At 30.8% G+C, this 18,830-nt stretch carries 15 protein-coding genes; 13 read left to right on the top strand and 2 right to left on the bottom strand.

Annotated elements, in window-relative coordinates:
* Positions 1–26: 26 nt before the first annotated feature.
* On the bottom strand, positions 27–3,536 hold the full coding sequence (gene metH / locus AB8B23_RS07225) for a methionine synthase (RefSeq protein ID WP_369712182.1): 3,510 nt from the start codon (positions 3,534–3,536) through the stop codon (positions 27–29).
* Positions 3,537–3,726: 190 nt separating this feature from the next.
* Between metH and asnS the strand changes: the two genes are divergently transcribed.
* The 13 genes from asnS (at position 3,727) to AB8B23_RS07160 (ending at position 17,950) form a co-directional block, all read left to right on the top strand.
* Positions 3,727–5,115 (top strand): asparagine--tRNA ligase, encoded by a 1,389-nt coding sequence (gene asnS, locus AB8B23_RS07220; RefSeq protein ID WP_147005652.1) that lies wholly within the window; start codon positions 3,727–3,729, stop codon positions 5,113–5,115.
* A gap of 199 nt (positions 5,116–5,314) precedes the next feature.
* Positions 5,315–6,007 carry a tetratricopeptide repeat protein gene (locus AB8B23_RS07215; RefSeq protein ID WP_369712181.1) on the top strand — a complete coding sequence of 231 codons (693 nt, stop codon included), beginning with the start codon at positions 5,315–5,317 and terminating at the stop codon, positions 6,005–6,007.
* Positions 6,008–6,025: 18 nt separating this feature from the next.
* A complete protein-coding gene (gene dprA / locus AB8B23_RS07210) occupies positions 6,026–7,117 on the top strand; it encodes a DNA-processing protein DprA (protein WP_369712180.1) in 1,092 nt (363 codons plus the stop codon).
* A gap of 245 nt (positions 7,118–7,362) precedes the next feature.
* Positions 7,363–9,747, top strand: coding sequence for a type I DNA topoisomerase (topA, locus tag AB8B23_RS07205; protein WP_369712179.1), 2,385 nt, complete (start codon positions 7,363–7,365; stop codon positions 9,745–9,747).
* A gap of 186 nt (positions 9,748–9,933) precedes the next feature.
* A complete protein-coding gene (locus tag AB8B23_RS07200; RefSeq protein ID WP_369712178.1) occupies positions 9,934–11,046 on the top strand; it encodes a tyrosine-type recombinase/integrase in 1,113 nt (370 codons plus the stop codon).
* A 56-nt stretch (positions 11,047–11,102) separates the two neighbouring features.
* Positions 11,103–12,224, top strand: a complete 1,122-nt coding sequence (gene yqeH / locus AB8B23_RS07195) for a ribosome biogenesis GTPase YqeH (RefSeq protein WP_369712177.1) — start codon at positions 11,103–11,105, stop codon at positions 12,222–12,224.
* Positions 12,225–12,283: 59 nt separating this feature from the next.
* Positions 12,284–12,721 (top strand): hypothetical protein, encoded by a 438-nt coding sequence (locus AB8B23_RS07190; RefSeq protein WP_021743817.1) that lies wholly within the window; start codon positions 12,284–12,286, stop codon positions 12,719–12,721.
* Between the two features lie 66 nt (positions 12,722–12,787).
* Entirely contained in the window at positions 12,788–13,561 is a 774-nt protein-coding gene (locus AB8B23_RS07185; RefSeq protein ID WP_021743816.1) for an MBL fold metallo-hydrolase, read from the top strand.
* Positions 13,562–13,592: 31 nt separating this feature from the next.
* A complete protein-coding gene (locus AB8B23_RS07180; protein ID WP_369712176.1) occupies positions 13,593–14,126 on the top strand; it encodes a uracil-DNA glycosylase in 534 nt (177 codons plus the stop codon).
* A gap of 20 nt (positions 14,127–14,146) precedes the next feature.
* The gene (gene ychF, locus AB8B23_RS07175; RefSeq protein WP_369713918.1) at positions 14,147–15,253 is read left to right on the top strand and encodes a redox-regulated ATPase YchF; all 1,107 of its coding nucleotides are present in this window, start codon (positions 14,147–14,149) and stop codon (positions 15,251–15,253) included.
* Positions 15,254–15,335: 82 nt separating this feature from the next.
* Positions 15,336–15,842: a hypothetical protein gene (locus AB8B23_RS07170; protein WP_369712175.1), complete on the top strand. Its 507-nt coding sequence runs from the start codon at positions 15,336–15,338 to the stop codon at positions 15,840–15,842.
* A gap of 574 nt (positions 15,843–16,416) precedes the next feature.
* Positions 16,417–17,433: a contractile injection system protein, VgrG/Pvc8 family gene (locus AB8B23_RS07165; protein ID WP_369712174.1), complete on the top strand. Its 1,017-nt coding sequence runs from the start codon at positions 16,417–16,419 to the stop codon at positions 17,431–17,433.
* Positions 17,434–17,551: 118 nt separating this feature from the next.
* Positions 17,552–17,950 carry a hypothetical protein gene (locus AB8B23_RS07160; RefSeq protein WP_369712173.1) on the top strand — a complete coding sequence of 133 codons (399 nt, stop codon included), beginning with the start codon at positions 17,552–17,554 and terminating at the stop codon, positions 17,948–17,950.
* Between the two features lie 85 nt (positions 17,951–18,035).
* Here the strand turns inward: AB8B23_RS07160 and AB8B23_RS07155 are convergent, their stop codons facing one another.
* Positions 18,036–18,818, bottom strand: a complete 783-nt coding sequence (locus tag AB8B23_RS07155; RefSeq protein WP_314115419.1) for a potassium channel family protein — start codon at positions 18,816–18,818, stop codon at positions 18,036–18,038.
* Positions 18,819–18,830: the final 12 nt, after the last annotated feature.

The raw sequence follows: 18,830 nt of genomic DNA, 5'->3' as shown, positions 1-18,830 counted from the left end.
ACTTCACTTATAAAAAATTCAAAAAATTACATATTAAAATATTTACAGAATGGCTGTGAGAATACAATCGCACTTACTGTAGCTTCTGGGTACATCATAAACTCCTCTGTTAGAGAGATTCCGTATCTTTCTGGTTTTAAAAGATTAAATAATTTTCTTTGGTCACTTAAATCTGGGCAGGCAGGGTATCCGAAAGAGTAACGGTTTCCTTGATACTGGGCACTTAGAATTTCGTTTAAAGTAATGTCCTTATCGATAATTCCTACATCCTGACGCATCATTTTGTGAATGTATTCTGATGTTGCTTCAGCCAGTTCAAGTCCTACAGAGTTTACAATATGCCCTCTGTAAAATTCACCTTTTTCTTTAAGTTCATTTGAAACAAGTCTTGATTTTTCTCCTGCAGTTGCAACGAAGAATCCGATGTAGTCAATTCCATCTGGGCTTACATAATCATTTAATGATAAATACTGTCCGTATTTTTGTCTTGGGAAATCAAAAGTTTCTAAAACAGTTGATAAGTCATCTGATAAAACTTCGATTTTGAAATCTTCCTTTCTTTCTCCAGCTTTTCGGCGTACAGGGAAAAACTTGTAGATAGCTTTTATATCAAAGTATTCATCTCCATTTTCGATAATATCCAAAATTTCATTGTATAATTTTATTGTTCTAGGGTCTTGCTTTTCAATTAGATTATTTACAATCCATTTCATTCCAAGATGTTTTCCAATTAGCATTTGTAAATTTATGAATGGGAATACATCTTTTGCTTTTATGTTTGTTATAATTTGTTTATTTAATGTTTGTGGCTTATAAATTTTTTCAAAGTCATATTTTGGAAGTTCAACTTTTGAAAAATCAAATGTTCCGTCAGCATCCTTAATATCACTTACCGTTGGTTTAACTTTCAGCTGTTCAAGTTTTTTTGCATCTTTAATTGTTACAAGTTCTCTACGCTTTTGTAAATATTCCTTAAATTCTTCAAATTTTTTCTCATCAATCATCTTATTCAAGTCAGCAAGGGCAGTCATTGCATCTCTTGAGTAAATTACAATATTATTTTTGTAGGCAGGCTCAATTTTATTTACAGTAAATTTTTCCGTAAGTGCAGCACCTCCTACAAATATTGGAATATCAATACCAGCTTCATGCAGAACGCCCATAGTATTTACCATTTCTGTGGCAGATTTTACAAGAAGTCCAGAAAGGCCCAAGAAGTCTGCTTTATGTTCAATAATTGCTTCACGGATTTTTTCAGCAGGAGTATTTATTCCTAAGTCAATTACTTCGTAACCATTATTTCCAATGATTATTCCGACCAAATTTTTTCCAATGTCGTGAACATCCCCTTTTACTGTTGCCATAATTACTTTCCCTTTTACAGACGATTCATCTTTTTCCATAAACTGTTCCAGATGGGAAACTGAGGCTTTCATAACTTCTGCACTTTGCAACACTTCGGCAACAATTAAGTCATTGTTGTTAAATAGTCTTCCAACTTCATCCATTCCAGTCATAAGAGGACCGTTTATTATGTCAATTGGAGAATATTTCTGAAGTAATTCATCAAGATAGACAATTAGATCTTTCTTACTTCCTTCAACAACTAAATTTGAGACTTTTTCTTCGGTAGTTAAGTTGCTTGTATCGACCACTTTTTGGATGGCTTTTTTCTCACGGTAGAAGTTTGCAAATTTTGATACATTTTCATCATTTGTATGGAATAATAGATTTTCTGCCAATTCCTTTTCTTCATCTGAAATTTCGTCCATTGGCATAACTTTTTCAGTATTTACAATCGCATAGTCAAGTCCAGCTTCGTAGGCTTTTTGCATATAATAAGTATTCAAAACTTCTCTTCCTGCGACAGGCAGTCCAAATGAAACATTACTTACTCCTAAAATCGTCTTTACATTCGGCATTTCAGCTTTAATTTGTCTAATTGCCTCAATTGTTGCTGTGGCAGAGCCAATATACTTCTGATCTCCTGTAGCAACTGGGAAAACTAATGTGTCAAAGATTATATCTCTTTCATCAATTCCATATTTTTTCGTAAGAAGTTCGTAACTTCTTCTAGCAACTTTCAATTTTTTCTCAACTGAAACAGCCATTCCTTCCTCATCAATCAGGCCTACAACGACAGAAGCCCCAAAATCCTTAATAACTTTTGCCATATCAGCAAATTTCTTTTCCCCATCTTCAAGGTTAATTGAATTTATAATTCCCTTCCCTTGCAAGTAAGTAAGACCTTCCTTAATAACATTTATATCAGTTGAGTCAATCATAAGCGGAACTTTTGCAAATTTTGCCACTTTATCTAAGAAAGCTTTCATGTCTGCCACTTCATCCCTGTCTGGATTTGCAAGACAAATATCAATTACATCTGCACGCCCCTTAATCTGAAGTCTGGCAACTTCTGTCGCCTCGTCAAATTTCTCGCTGGCAATTAAGTTTTTAAAGATACGTGAACCAATTACATTTGTACGTTCCCCCACGTAAATTGGACGATTTTTTGGAGTTTCTAAAGTAATTAGCCCTGATACATCATTAAAATCTTTGTTTTCGTCAATAACTCTTGGAGAATAGTTTACACTTTTTTCCTTAATTTTCTGGATATGTTCAGGCGTAGTTCCACAGCACCCTCCAACAATATTTAAATAATTATTTTGGAAGAACGGCTCAATTTTTGCCGACAATGTGTCTGGAGTTTCCTCGTATTCTCCATCTTCGTTAGGCAGTCCGGCATTTGGGTAAACTGAAATATATGTATTTGAAATATTATTTAATGTCTTTAAAAATTGTGTCATAAATTCAGGCCCTGTTGCACAGTTCAGTCCCACAGAAAATGGATTCATATGATTTACAGCGTAATAAAAAGCGTCTGCTGACTGTCCAGCAAGTGTAGTCCCTGTACTTTCGATTGTAAACGATAGCATCAATGGTACAGTATAATTTTCTTCCATTGCCTTTTTAAGCCCTAAATAAGCTGCCTTCAAGTTTCTTGTATCCTGAATTGTTTCAAATAGAATCAAATCCACACCACCAGCAAGAAGCCCTGAGACAGCTGTATAATAACTATGGATAAGTTCCTCGAAAGTAACACCTCCAGTAACGCTGATAGATTTGTTAGAAGGCCCTAATGCCCCTGCAACATAAAGATTTCTCGTAACTTCAGGATGCTCGCTTCTATATTCAGCAATAGCTTCATTTACAAGTTCCGCTGCAGCTTTATTCATCTCAAAAGCTTTATCTTCCAAGTCATAATCCTTCAAGACAATATCCAAAGCCCCAAAACTGTTTGTTTCAATAATATCACTTCCAGCTTCCAAATATTTTTTATGAATATTTTTAATAACATCAGGTTTTTGTAATACAAGATAATCGTTACACCCTTCATATTTTTCTCCACCAAAATCATCAGCAGTTAGATTTTCCTGCTGAATCATCGTTCCCATTGCTCCATCCAGCAATAATATTTTATTTTTCAAATCATTTTGCAATAAATTGTAAGAATTTTTGTATTTATTTTTTGTCATTTTCTCATCTCCTATTTTAAAATTACATTTTATTATTTTATCATAAAAAAATGTATGTGTATATAAAAAATAGAAAGATATTTCAAATTTGTTATTAAAATATATAAGAAATTGTGCTATAATGTGAAAATATGGATATAAATAAAAAATAGAATAAAAATAATTTTTAGGAAAAGGAGAACAACAACATATGTTATTAGAATTAAGAGAACTTCAAAAAAATACGAAGGAGTATCTAGGTAAAGAAATTGAAATTAATGGATGGGTAAAAAAAATTAGAAGCCAAAAGAACTTTGGATTTATCGAACTGAATGACGGAACTTTCTTTACTGGAATACAAGTTGTATTTGATGAAGAATTGGAAAATTTTGAGGAAATTTCTAAACTTACAATTTCTACTTCTGTTAAAGTTACAGGAATTGTAGTTGAATCATTAGGAAAGGGACAAGCTTACGAAATCAAAGCAACAAAAATTTCTGTTTACCAAAAGGCTGATTCAAATTATCCGTTGCAAAACAAAAGACATAGTTTTGAATTTTTGAGAACAATTGCACATTTGCGTCCTAGAACTAATGCTTTTTTTGCAACATTCAGAGTGCGTTCAATTTTATCTTATGCAATTCATAAATTTTTTCAGGAAAAAAACTTCGTTTACGTTCAAACGCCTATAATTACTGGAAGTGATGCTGAAGGTGCTGGAGAAATGTTTAGACTTACGACACTTGATATAAACAATGTTCCAAAAACTGAAAATGGAAGTATTGACTTTAAGCAGGATTTCTTTGGAAAAGAAGCAAATCTTACAGTAAGTGGACAGTTAAATGTTGAAACATTTGCAACAGCGTTTAAAAATACATATACTTTCGGACCTACATTTAGAGCTGAGAAATCTAATACTCCAAAACATGCTGCAGAATTTTGGATGATGGAGCCTGAAATTGCATTTGCAGATTTGGATGTAAATATGGATGTTATTGAGGAAATGATAAAATATATTGTAAATTATGTAAGGGAAAACGCTAAGGAAGAAATGGAATTCTTCAACCAATTTGTAGACAAGGACTTGTTTAACAGGCTTGATACTTTAGTAAACAATGAATTTGGGAGAATTACTTATACAGAAGCGATTGAAATTTTGAAAAATTCAAAACAGAAATTTGAGTATGAAGTGGAATGGGGAATTGATCTGCAGACTGAGCATGAAAGATACTTGGCAGAGAAACACTTTAAAAAACCTGTATTTGTAACTGATTATCCAAAAGATATAAAAGCATTTTATATGAAGTTAAATGAAGATGGGAAAACTGTAAGAGCAGTTGATTTATTGGCACCAGGAATTGGAGAAATTGTAGGTGGAAGCCAAAGAGAAGATGATTATGACGTTCTTTTAGGAAAAATTCATGAAATGGGATTAAAAGAAGAAGATTACTGGTGGTACTTAGACCTTAGAAAATATGGAAGTGTGCCACATTCAGGATTTGGACTTGGGTTTGACAGAATGCTTATGTACATTACTGGAATGACTAATATAAGAGATGTAATTCCATTTCCAAGAACAACTAAAAATTTGGAATTCTAATTTAATCTTCGATTCCTCAAATTCAGCTTGACAAAATATTAAAATTATATTCAAAGAAAAGCCCAATATAAGAGGTATGTCTTTTGTGTATAATTTAAGTAAAAATACTTTGAAATTCTGAAATTAAAATTTTTGAATAAATAAATTTATTTGATTTTAGTATTATATAATATTAAAATTATATAGTCAGGAGGGAAAAATGGAGAAATTAAGACGAATAACAATGGGAATGCTGTTGCTTTTCTTTACAACTGTAGTAAAAGCAAACTATTATATTGCAGAAAACACAGTCACTAATAGTGGGGGCGATGCGACAACTGTTGAAGAAGAAAGAACGCCGCCAGTAGTTCCACCGACAACCGAAGCTGATGACAATACAAAAAAAGCGCTTGAGCCAGGAACTGAAAGAGACAAGCCTAAAGAGGAAAAAAAGACAGTTGACACAGGAACTATGCCCGCAACACAGACCGAAGACATATCAACTGAGGCAAAATACAATTCTTATGCAAATTATGAAAATGCTACACTTGCAAAAAAAAGTTCATCAGCTACATTCAGAATGGCACAGCTTTACTTTCGTGACGGACTTTACGAAAAAGCAGTAAATTTGGCATTAAAGGATGAAGCACCTGATATTCCTGTAATGTATGTAATTGCGATTGGTTCACGACTAATGGGGGATAATGACAAGTCAATTGATTACTATACTAGAATATTATCGCAGGATGAAAATCAGGCGGAAGCAAAATTAGGAATAGGCATTGCCTATAAATCAAAAGGGGATTTTTCAAAAGCGTTAGGATATTTGAAGGACTATAATTCAAAACATTTTGATGATGAAGTAAAAAAAGAAATCGCAGTATTAAATGAAATATTAGCCGGTTCAAGATAAAAATTAGGGGGGATTATTGTGGAATGGCTTAGATTAAAGGAATATGGGATGAAAAACGCCCATATAAAAAAACTTATGTTAATTTTTCAAGATTTTGAAGAGTTATTTTATGAAGAAAATTTTAAATTGTTTAATGATGAACTGAAAAATCAATTGGAAGAAGCAATGAAAATTGATTTGAAGGCAAGACTGGAACTTTACGAACGAAACAGAGTAAGAATAATAAGTGCAAATGATAAGGAATATCCGAAAAAACTAAAGGAAATAAAAGATTTTCCAGTTTTTTTATATTTGAAAGGAAAAAAATTAAAAGATTACGACAAAATAAAAATGGATAAAGATAAAATTTCAGTGGACAATAGACGAAATATTGCAGTTGTAGGCACGAGAAGAGCAACAAAATTTGGAAAAACTGCCTGTGAGAAAATAGTAAATGAGCTAGTAAACTATGATGTAACTCTAATTAGCGGACTGGCAGACGGAATTGACACAATCGCCTTAAAAACTGCACTTGATAAGGAAATTGAAGTTGTCGCAGTAGTAGGAACAGGACTGGATGTTGTCTATCCCTATGAAAATCGTAATCTATGGGAAAGAATATCGGGAACAGGCACAATCATAAGCGAATATCCGCTAGGAACACAGCCTACAAGGTGGACTTTTCCTAGAAGAAACCGAATTATAGCAGGAATGTCAGACGGAGTCCTAGTAGCCGAAAGTTTTAAAAAAGGTGGTGCATTAATTACAGCAGAATTAGGATTTAGTATGAATCGTGAAATTTTTGCTGTACCAGGATTCATTAACTATCCTTCATTTGAAGGTTGTAATAATCTAATAAAAAGCAACAAGGCAAAATTAGTAACAAGTGCAGATGACATTGCTGAAGAATTCCTATGGGATATTCGTAAAGAAAAAAGCAAATTACAAAAATTAACAGAAGAAGAGCAAATTGTATTTGAAACAATAATGGAAGAAGTAAGTTTTGAGCAAATACTACAAAACGTAAAAGAAAAAATCGAAAAAAATAAATTGTTTTCAATAATTATGAGCCTAAAAATTAGAGGATTAATTACAGAAACAAACGGGGCAAAGTACATAAGGATAATATAATTTAAGTTGAAAATGTCGTGATTTTTTGGAAATGAAATCGATTGTTTGAGCGTAGTTTAACGTAGCGAGTTTCGATTTTATTTTCAAAAAATGCTTAGACGAGCCAGGGATGCAAGGGAAATGGCGATTGATTTCCCTTGCTTTGTAAAAAGAAGAAAAATAGAAATAATAATCATTAATCAAAATAATTCAAAAATAAATAAATACAATATATAAATAGATAAAGAAATAAGGAGAAAATAAAGTTGGCTAGAAAGTTAGTTATTGTTGAGTCACCGTCGAAGGCAAAAACTATCGAAAAGATACTTGGTAGAAATTATGAAGTTGTTGCATCTTACGGACACGTGATCGATTTACCAAAAACGAAAATTGGAATAGATGTAGAAAATAATTTTGAACCTCAATATAAGGTTATAAAAGGAAAAGGTGAGGTTTTAAAAAAATTAAAGGAAAAAGCGAAAAGTGCAAACGCTGTTTACCTGGCATCAGATCAGGATAGGGAAGGGGAAGCGATTGCTTGGCACATTTCTAATTATATTAAGCAGCCTGACAAGGTAAAAAGGATAGAATTTAACGAGATAACGAAGACGGCTGTAAATAATGCGATTAAAAATCCAAGAGATATTAACGATAACCTTGTAAATGCACAGCAGGCAAGAAGACTATTGGATAGAATTGTAGGATATAAGATAAGTCCGCTTTTATGGAAAATAATTAATCGTAACGCCAGTGCTGGACGTGTACAGTCGGTTGCATTAAAACTGATTTGTGACTTGGAAGACGAGATAAATGCGTTTGTACCCCAAAAATATTGGGAAGTAAGTGCATTAATTGAAAAAGATATTAATCTTAATTTAGTAAAAATTGCAGATGAAAAAGTGGATAAAATCTTTGATGAAAAAGTTGTAAAAAAACTGAAAAAAGATTTGAAAAATGAATCATTGACGCTTGAAAAAATAGAAGTTAAGAAAAAATCGCAAAGACCGCCACTTGTATTTAAGACAAGTACACTGCAGCAGCTTGCTTCATCCTATCTTGGCTATGGTGCAAGCAAAACAATGAGAATTGCACAGCAGCTTTATGAAGGACTTGCGATTAATGGCGAAAATAAAGGGCTAATAACATATATGAGAACAGATTCCACAAGAATTTCTGTTGATGCCCTAAATATGGCAAAAGATTACATTACAAAAAATTATGGCGAAAAATACGTTGGAAAATATATTGTAAAAAATTCAAAATCAAATGTTCAGGATGCCCACGAAGGAATCCGTCCATCTGATATCAACTTAGTTCCAGACAATATAAAAGCTTATTTGACTAATGATCAGTACAGATTGTATAAATTGATTTGGGACAGATTTCTAGTTTCACAGTTTGCAGCTATGCAGTACGAGCAGATGCAAATTAACGCTGTGAATGGGGATTACAATTTTCGAGGGACTATTAACAAAGTAATTTTTGATGGATATTACAAGATTTTTAAAGACGAGGATGAAATTAAGACTGGAGATTTTCCAGAATTAAAGGAAGGCAATGTTCATCCAATAGACAAATTAAATGTGGAAGAAGGAATAACAAAGCCTCCAACAAGATTTTCAGAAGCAACGCTTGTAAAAAAACTGGAATCAGAGGGAATTGGACGTCCATCGACTTATGCTTCAATTGTTGAAACACTTAAATCAAGGGAATATGTTGAACTTATTGAAAAGCGTTTTCATCCAACATATTTGGGATACGAAGTAAAAGATGAACTTGTCAAGAACTTTAAGGACATTATGAATGTGAAATTTACGGCGAATATGGAAAAGGAACTGGATAAGGTTGAAGAAGGGACAGTTGAATGGATACAGCTTTTGAGAACTTTTTATGGTTCGCTTGAAAAGGATATTGATAAGTTTGAGAAGGAAATTGATGAAATAAAAAATCGTAGAATTGTATCGGATGTGCTGGATTCAGAGGGAAATCCAATGATTTTAAAAACAGGGCTTTATGGAAAATATTTGATTAGTGAAACAAATGAGAATGAAAAAATTTCGTTAAAAGGAATTGCAATATCGCCAGAAGCTCTTAAAAAAGGAGAAGTTTTTGTAAAAGAGGAAGTAGAGAAACTTCAAAACAATAAAAAGGGAATTTTGACTGATTATTTTGATGAAGAAGGAAACAGATATGTGCTTAAAGTTGGACGTTTTGGAGAATATCTTGAAAGTGAAAATTATGAAAAAGATGAAAAGAGAATGTCGTTGCCAGCTGAATTAAAGCAAAAATATAAAAAAGGCGCTGTAATAGAGCTGGATGGAGTATTGCAAATAAACGATGAAATGAAACGGTTGCAGGAAATTGACAGAAAAATAATAGAAGAAGCAGGAGTCTGTGAATTTTGCGGAAAACCGTATGAAATAAAAACTGGAAGATTTGGAAAATTTTTGGCTTGTACAGGCTACCCAGAATGTAAGACTATAAAAAATATAAAAACTGGGAAAGTCACAAGAGTGACTGAAAAAGCAGAAAAAGCCAAGAAAACTACAAAAAAGGCAACTAAAAAAACAACAGCTAAAGCAAAATCTACATCTATAAAGGCTAAAAAGGCAGTAGCAACTAGAAAATCTACAGCAAAAAAGTCTAAATAGCTAAAAAAATAATTAATTTATTAAAATATAAGTTTAAAATTATTTTGTTATTTGTTATCGGACTAATAATTGAATAATATAGAGTGTTATAGATTTTAAATACGATTTTAGATAGTTTTTAAATAAAAAATAGAATTAATCTGTATTGCTGTGAATGATTGTGTTATAATAAATGGAGAAGTTTTAATGAGTAATAGAGACAAAGACGTTGAGAAAGAAAAGGTAACTGAAAACAAGGACAATATAAGAAATGAAAATCTTGTGATGTATGTGGACAAATTTTTGTATTATGAAGAGGTTATTCTTGGAAAGAGTTTTAATACGATTAGAAGTTATCGTCGAGATTTACTGCAATTTATGGAGTATCTAAATGAATATGAGGAAATTCATAATTTTGAAGAAATTGAAATGATGACATTCAGATCCTTTATTGCGTATTTAAATTCTCCTCAGAAGCTGGCTAAAGAGGAAGATAATAAAAAAAAGAATTCTCAGAAAAATACTGCAAATACAGAAATTGATAATACAGAATTAGAGATTGATAGGATAAAAAATATTGAAGATATGGAAGAATTAAATACAAAAATTAGTGTCAAGCCAGTGTCTAAAAGAACTATAAATAGAAAGATTTCAGCACTTAGGACATTTTTTAAATATCTTCAGGAAATAAAAGTGATTGAAACGAATAAGGCGGCTTATATTAATGTTCCAAAATTCGAGAAGGAATTGCCCAATGTATTGAATAGAGATGACTTGAACAGATTGAGAAACGTTATAAATACCGAAAAGATTACTGGAATTCGGGATAGATTAATTATTGAACTTCTTTATTCTAGCGGCCTTCGTTCGATGGAACTTATTAATTTGAGTGAATTTATGATTGATATTGAAGAGCGGGAAATTAGGGTTATTGGAAAAGGTGATAAGGAACGGATAACTTTTTTTAGTGAAAATGCTAAGAAATGGCTGATAAAGTATATTGAGGAAAAGAAAAAGCAATATGAAAATTACACTAGGGAAGTATTGATTGTAAACAGTAAAGGAAAAAAATTGACAACACGTTCGCTAAGAAGGCTTATTTCGGCACACGCACATGAAGCTGGGATACAAAAGGAAATAACACCACATGTGTTTAGGCATTCATTTGCAACAGAACTTTTAAATAACGGAGTGGATATCCGATATTTACAGGAATTGCTTGGGCATAGCAGTATTGCTACAACGCAAGTTTATACACATGTGAGCAAGGCTTTCTTGAGAGATATTTATATGAGTACTCATCCATTGGCTAAGGAATAATGGATTTGATTGGATTGAATTTTAATGCAAAAGGAATGAGAAAATAGGAGGAAATTTTGATTATAAAAAAATGTAGCGGTTGTGGAATTGAACTGCAGTTTGAAGATAAAAATAAGGAAGGATATGTTCCTGAAGAGAAGTTTATAACAGAGGATAATTTGCTTTGTCAGAGATGTTTTAAAATTAAAAATTATGGGGAAAATCTTGTAAATAATTTTAGCAGGGAAGATTATTTGAAGGAAGTAAATGAATGTGTAAAAAAATCTGATATAATACTTCCAATTTTTGATATTATTGACTTTGAAGGTTCATTTACTGAGGAAATCTTGGATTATCTAAGAGATTACAGATCTATAATTTTAATTAACAAAATAGATTTGCTGCCTGACTTTATACATCCAACTGAAATTTCCAACTGGGTAAAGGACAGACTTGCTGAAGAGGATATTGTACCCGATGACATTGCTTTTATCAGTGCAAAAAATAAATACGGAGTAAATGGAATAATCAGAAAAATTAAAAATATTTTTCATAACAAAAAAGTAAAGGCAACTGTACTTGGAGTTTCAAATGTTGGCAAATCATCAGTTATAAATTTACTTCTTGGAAACAACAAAATAACAACTTCTAAATATTCTGGAACTACTTTAAAATCAATTAACAATAAAATTCCAAATAGTGAAATTACGATAATTGACACACCTGGACTTATTCCAGATGGGAGAATTTCTGATTTGATTAGTGTAGAAAATGGATTAAAGCTAGTGCCAGCTGGAGAAATTTCCCGAAAAACTTTTAAACTTGAAGAAAATCAGGTATTTATGTTTGATGTTTTCTGCAGATTTAAAATACTTGGAAATAAACTTTTAGAAAGTGGAAGCAAGCCTATATTTTCTGCTTATGCTTCAAAAAGCGTGAAGTTTCACGTGGCTCGTGAGGAAAGAGTGGAAGCCTTGTTAAATGGAAATTACTTTGAGATTTTACAAGGAAATGAAAAAGAAAAGTATTTTCAAAATAAATTTGTGACTCATGAAGTGGAAATCGAGGAAAATGAGGAACTGGTAATAGCAGGACTAGGCTGGATAAATGTTAAAAGAGGTCCGCTAAAGGTACAGCTTGAAGTTCCCAAAAATGTGAAGGTAATTGTTAGACCATCAATTTTTAAAAACAGGAAATAAATTAAGTAAAGAGAAATTAAGAAAGGAGAACATGATTTTTAAAAATTTCATGTAAGAAAATGGCTTTTGGTAATAGTTATTATGGAAAGAACAAAAATAGAGTGACTAAAAATATTACCCTTCGTGGTATAACTTTTCTTGTGGTAGTGTTTATCGCAATATTTAATGTTGTTATTCTATTTTCAAGAAAGATCGATAAGCTTATAATGGCTGATATTCAGGTTGAAACTGTAAAATTGCAGAATGCGGTAAAGGAATTTAACAAAAAAACTGGCTCAAATCCCAAATTAATCGGGCTTGAAAATAACCTTAGGGATGTGAGAAGCTCAGATGGTAAATATAATTTTGAAGCTTTTTATGGAAGGGATAAAATTTATGAAATTCCTGAAAGCATAAAGGATTCAAGAGAAAGAAGCAATAGAATTGTAACGAAAAAGGATAAAAAAGGTGGATGGGTTTATGATGAGGCAAAAGGGACTATTTCGCCAAATATTTAAAATTATAAAGTGAAAAATGGGGGAGTTAAATAAAGAAACTCAATTAGAAAGAAGATTAGTAAAAAAATGAAATTTTCAAGTTTGGGAAGTGGAAGTAGCGGAAATTCAAGCTATATTGAGATGGGCAATAAGAAATTTCTTATAGATGCAGGATTTAGTGGAAAAAAAATTGTAGAAAAATTGAATAATATTGAAAAAAGGATTGAGGATGTAATGGGGATATTTGTGACACATGAGCATTCTGACCATATTCAAGGACTGGGTGTTGTTTCAAGAAAATACGATATTCCAATTTATCTTCACGAAGTAACTTATAATGTAATTAAGGACAGAATTGGAAAAATTGAGAAAAAAAATTTAAATTTTATAAGAGATGAAAAAATTGTTATTGATAATTGTGTGATAAATAATTTTGAAGTAATGCACGATGCTGAAAAGTGCTTGGGATATACATTTGAATATGAAGGAAAAAAATTGTCCTATGCAAGTGATGTTGGCTGTGTAAACAATATTATTAAGGAAAATTTGAAAAATAGCGATGTAATTGTGCTGGAAAGTAATTATGACTATAATATGCTAATGACAGGGCCTTATCATTGGGAACTGAAAAATCGTGTAAAGGGAAGAAATGGACATTTGTCAAATGCAGAAGCATCAAAGCTGATTGGGCAGGTGCTTAGCGAGAAACTGAAAAAGGTTTATTTAATGCATATAAGCAAGGACAATAACACGCCAGAGCTGGCTTATAATTCGCTGTACCAAATTTTGGAGCGAGAAAATAAAAGCCATTTGGAAATTGAAATTATTAACGAAGAAGGAACAGAAATTTATAAAATATAGAATATTAGAATAAAGAATAAGGAAAAAAGTTATGTGGAATGACTTAAAGCTGGAAATCGACATTTGTACTAAATGTATATTAGAAAAAACTAGAATTAATCCAATTGTTGGCGAAGGGAATAAAAAGGCAGAAATTTTATTTGTGCTGGATAGCATAAGTGAGGAAGAGGATGTAAAACATAAACTTTTGATTGACAGAAATGGAAAATATTTTAAAAAATTTTTGGAGTATTCAAAGCTTGATTTGAAGAAATGTTATTTTACAACTCTTACAAAATGTAGTTCACATGGTAATTTAATCGAGAAAGACAGTATTACAAAGTGTAATGAGTTTCTTGTAGCACAAATTGCCTTGATTAATCCAAAGTACATTGTAACAGTTGGAGAAAGGGCAACTAAATCACTTTTAGAAAATGTAGAAAAAGAGGATATAAAAGATTTGGTGGGTAAAGTGTTTGATTTTTATGGAGAAATTAAGGTTGTACCGATTTACGATATTTCTTATTTGTTTAAAGCGACAGATAAGGAAAAATGGAAATTAATAAAAATTTTGGAAAAATTATAAAAGAAGAAAGGAAATAAAAAATAATGATAGGAATAGGAATTGTAGGATTACCAAACGTAGGAAAATCAACATTATTTAACGCAATAACAAAAACACAGAATGCAGAGGCGGCAAACTATCCATTTGCAACAATTGAGCCAAATGTAGGGCTTGTAAGCGTGCCAGATCCACGTTTAAAAGATCTGGAGAAAGTAGTTAATCCAGAAAGAACGGTTGGAGCGACAGTTGAATTTGTAGATATTGCAGGACTTGTAAAAGGTGCATCAAAAGGGGAAGGACTAGGAAACCAGTTTTTATCAAACATTAGAAATACAGCTGCAATTTGTCAGGTTGTAAGATGTTTTGATGATGACAATATTATTCACGTGGAAGGAAGCGTTGATCCTATAAGAGATATTGAAACGATTAATGCAGAATTGATTTTTGCTGATTTAGACACAGTTGAAAGGGCAATTCAGAAAAATCAGAAGCTGGCTCGTGGAGGAAACGCAGAAGGAAAAGAATTAGTCGCAGTTCTTGAAAGATGTAAAGTTCATCTGGAAGAATTTAAATTATTAAAAACATTGGAATTTACTCAAAGAGAAGAGGAATTAATAAAAGTTTATCAATTTTTAACAGTAAAACCAATGATGTTTGCCGCAAATATTTCGGAAGAAGATTTGACGGCTGGAATTGAAAATGATTACGTAAAAAAAGTGCGTGAATTTGCAAAACAGTACGATAGCGAAGTAGTAACCTTTTCAGCAAAAGTGGAAGCAGAACTAATCGAAATCGAAGACGAAGAAGAAAGACAAATGTTCATTGACGAATTAGGAATAAAAGAACCAAGTCTAAATAGACTAATTAGAGCAGGATTCAAATTGTTAGGACTAATCACATATTTTACAGCTGGAGTAAAAGAAGTAAGAGCATGGACAATAAAACAAGGAACAAACGCTCAAAAATCTGCCAGTGAAATTCATACAGACATTGAAAAAGGATTTATCAGAGCAGAAGTAGTGTCTTTCGACAAATTCATCGAACTAAACGGATGGAACGGTGCAAAAGAAAAAGGTGCAATGAGACTGGAAGGAAAAGAGTACATTGTGCAAGATGGGGATGTAATGTTCTTCAGATTTAATGTTTAAGAAAATATTTATTAATTTTAGAAGCTCTTTTTTAAGTTTGTTGCTTTTTAAAGGGCTTTTTTAAATTATTTAGGAGATTAAAATGAAAAAATTTGAGATTTTTGTTAAATTATTTACAATACTGCTAGTTATTTTTTGTTTTGAAAGTTATTTTAAAGGAGAAATTATACAGAAAACTTTTATGGATATAAATGAATACTATTATCTTGAAAGTGGACCCAGTTCTTCTTATTCAGTAAACATATGTGAGTCAAAAGGTAATTTAGATTGTTTTGTTGTAGAAGAAATTTCAAATCAGGATAAAAATTATTTAATAGGGAAAATGGAAAATAACCAATATTTTTATATTAATTATTCAGATAATAATAAAAAGAAATTTAATTTAACAAAAGAAGAGATAGAAAAAATTTTTTCTCAAAAAATTAAATTGGAAAAAGCTAAAAAATATATAAATAAATATGGTAAAGATGAATTTAATCTATTTTACGAAATGTTAGTTGCTAAATTTATAATAGCTTTATTTTTTAGCCCTGTTATTTTAATATTAATTAAATTTAAAATATATCCAAAATCTTGGGATAAAGATTAAATGTACTGATTTTTAAGAGTTTGAGAAATTTATTATCTAGAATATTATAATTTATATATTCTGCTTTTAAGCAATAGCTATTTTTAAAATTATAATTGAAATTTAATTAAAAATATAGTATAATAAAATATATATTAATATTTAATTAATAATTTATTTTAAAAATATCAATTAAGTACTAAAATAGAAGATTTTTAAATTTCAGATTATTTTGACTAATAATTACTTTTTATTTATATTTTTGAAAATTTTTTTTATTATAATTGTTATAATTAAATTTAAAGTGTCGTGATTTTTTTGGAATAAAAACGACTGTTTGAGCGAAGTTTTACGTAGCGAGTTTCGTTTTTGTTTCAAAAAAATGCTTAGACTAGCGGGGATTGTAAAGGGGATGGCGATTGATCCCCTTTACGTTATAAAAAAGAAAAAATATATAAATCATTGAAAAAATATTTATTAACAACAATTCTGTTTATAAAAATTAGAAATAATTGTTATTTTAGTACTTAAGGATTAAAACTGTAAAATGATTATTAAATAAAATTAATAAAAGGAAATAATTGAGGTGGTAAAAATGAGTAAAGATGTAAATGTTGAAAATATGTATGAAGGGAAAAATATTGGAATCATACTGAATAAAACAAAGTTAGAGAATTTTGTGATTCAGGAATTTGTATTAGATGAAAATATTAATGAACATCAGAAGCTGGAAATTCAATTGGAAATGGATGATGAGCAGAGAAAAAATTTGGAAAGAATTATTGAAAAGGAAGATGTTGGGATTGAAATTGAGCTTGCTAATGCAGATAAGGATGTAAAAAGAAAAGTTTTTAGTGGGATTGTTGATTATTTTGAGATTTTGGATTATGGGAGTTATGGGTGCAGGATTTTGATGAGGGCGTTTTCTAAGAGTGTGCTTTTTGACAGGAAAAATGAGAAGAAGTATCGGGTTTTTCAGGATAGGAATTTAATGTTTTCAGATATAATTGATGAGATTAATAAGGATTATGCTGATAAAAAGTTGGAAATAAAATATTCTGATATTGCGAAAAAGCAGATAGGCAGTTTGATTGTTCAGTTTGATGAAACAGACTGGGAATTTTTGGTAAGACTTGCAAGTCAATTAAAAACGGGGATGTTTGTAATAGAACAGGGAATAATATTGTTTGGAATCGTAGAAATGGGAGAAATTAAGAAGGAAAATAAATATTTTTCAGATTATTCGCTGGTAAGAGATTATAAAAATCTATATTATAAAGTGCAGTCAAATAAAGTAATAAATTTGGGAGATACTGTTTCTATTTCTGAAAACGCTGTAGAAAATGAAGGAAATGATAAAGATTCTAGTGGGAATAAAGGCAGTTTTTCTGTATTGCAAACTAGAATATTTTTGAAGGATTTTATTTTAAAAAGTGAATTTTTAGCAACGGATATGAAGAGTTATCACATATTCAAGAAATATAATGAAAAAATAAAAGGGTGCAGAATTGAAGCAAATGTTGAACGGGTGTTTGAAGATAGCGGAATTGCGAAAATGGAAGTCAGATTTGCAGAAGGGCTGAAAAAAAATTGTTCAGGAAAGAAGCAATGATGAAAGTAATGACAAAGCGTACGATGATTATGGGATAAAAAGATTTCCATTAAGTTATCAGACTTTTTATTCGCAAACAAATACTGGATTTTTCTGCACTCCTGAAGAAAATGATACTGTGGAAGTTTATTTTCCAAATGAAGACGAGCGATTTGCAAAAGTGTCGTGGGCAATAAACAATAAAGGAAATGGAAGGTTTAGTGATTATACCAAAAGAAATTTTCAGGTTAATCAGAGTGATTTTAATTTTAGCTTGAATTTGAACAGTTTTGAAGTGAAAACGGCTGAGAAATATAGCGTAGAATCACCAAATATAGTTGAAAATGCAGATAATTTTGTAAATAAGGCTAATCAAAATATGATAGTGGCTTCTAATAATTATTTGGGGATAGAGTCGATTGGGGATGCTGATTTTTATGGCTCTAAGATAAATATTATTGGGAAAGAGAAGGAAATAACGATGGAATCATTAAGTTCAGATGTTAGAATTAAAGGGAAAAAAGTTCACAGTAATTAATAGCAGTTAATAAAAAAATACAGGAGAATAATAAGATTAGTTAAAGCTTACTGTTCTTCCTGTATTGAAAAGATTTTAGTATAATTTATTTTTTTCTTTTGTTTCTTATAAATTGTATAAAAGTTATAATTTCCTGTTTTTCTGTATCTGTGTAATTTTGGGAGTTTAAAACATATTCATCTAAATCATCATCTGGAATTAAATCAGTTTGCCGATTTAAGAAATAACTTGTGATTGCTCCCGTAATCATTCCAAAAGTTCCCATTCCAATCAGTATCAGAAAAATAGCAATTATTCTTCCAATAAATGTATGCGGATAGACATCTCCATAACCAACAGTAGTTGCAGTTACAAAAGCCCACCATAGGCTATTAAAATAAGAGAGTTTTTCGACATAGGAAACTATTAGGGCAGATACTATGATTCCAAGTACAGCAAATATTAACAAATAAATAAGTCCATTTGCTCTCAAGATTTTTTTTATTTTTTTGTAGAATTTTTTTACAGACAAATAAGCTTTTGTCAGCTTTAAATGCTTAAAAACTCTTGCTAAACGTCTAATCTTAAAAATTCTGAATAGTCTAAAAATAGAATAATACGGAATAATTGAGATTAAATCAGGAATATTGCTTTCAATAAAATCTAATTTATTGTCTGAATTTGTAAAACGTATAAAATAATCCACTGCAAAAATTAAATAAATTGATACATCAATAAATTCCAGGATTGGATTATTAAAAATGCTAATATCGCCATGTAAATCTAAAAGTGTAGTGACAAAGCTGTATAATGCCAAGAAAATAAAAATAACCTGATAACTTATACGAAATCTTTTGTTTTTATGTAATTTTTCAATTTTCTTTTTCATAAAAACTCCTGT

Origin of the sequence: Leptotrichia sp. HSP-342, assembly GCF_041199995.1 — a bacterium.
In the GTDB taxonomy this organism is placed as follows: domain Bacteria; phylum Fusobacteriota; class Fusobacteriia; order Fusobacteriales; family Leptotrichiaceae; genus Leptotrichia; species Leptotrichia mesophila.
Note: the sequence above shows the minus strand (reverse complement) of the source record. Positions and strands in the feature narration are given on the sequence as shown.

What these genes read in the sequence shown, in the direction of transcription:
- AB8B23_RS07165 (WP_369712174.1), top strand. Translation starts at nt 16,417, where the DNA reads ATGAGTAAAGATGTAAATGTTGAAAATATGTATGAAGGGAAAAATATT.
- AB8B23_RS07200 (WP_369712178.1), top strand. Translation starts at nt 9,934, where the DNA reads ATGAGTAATAGAGACAAAGACGTTGAGAAAGAAAAGGTAACTGAAAAC.
- AB8B23_RS07185 (WP_021743816.1), top strand. Translation starts at nt 12,788, where the DNA reads ATGAAATTTTCAAGTTTGGGAAGTGGAAGTAGCGGAAATTCAAGCTAT.
- AB8B23_RS07215 (WP_369712181.1), top strand. Translation starts at nt 5,315, where the DNA reads ATGGAGAAATTAAGACGAATAACAATGGGAATGCTGTTGCTTTTCTTT.
- AB8B23_RS07180 (WP_369712176.1), top strand. Translation starts at nt 13,593, where the DNA reads ATGTGGAATGACTTAAAGCTGGAAATCGACATTTGTACTAAATGTATA.
- AB8B23_RS07155 (WP_314115419.1), bottom strand. Translation starts at nt 18,818, where the DNA reads ATGAAAAAGAAAATTGAAAAATTACATAAAAACAAAAGATTTCGTATA.
- AB8B23_RS07170 (WP_369712175.1), top strand. Translation starts at nt 15,336, where the DNA reads ATGAAAAAATTTGAGATTTTTGTTAAATTATTTACAATACTGCTAGTT.
- asnS (WP_147005652.1), top strand. Translation starts at nt 3,727, where the DNA reads ATGTTATTAGAATTAAGAGAACTTCAAAAAAATACGAAGGAGTATCTA.
- AB8B23_RS07190 (WP_021743817.1), top strand. Translation starts at nt 12,284, where the DNA reads ATGGCTTTTGGTAATAGTTATTATGGAAAGAACAAAAATAGAGTGACT.
- metH (WP_369712182.1), bottom strand. Translation starts at nt 3,536, where the DNA reads ATGACAAAAAATAAATACAAAAATTCTTACAATTTATTGCAAAATGAT.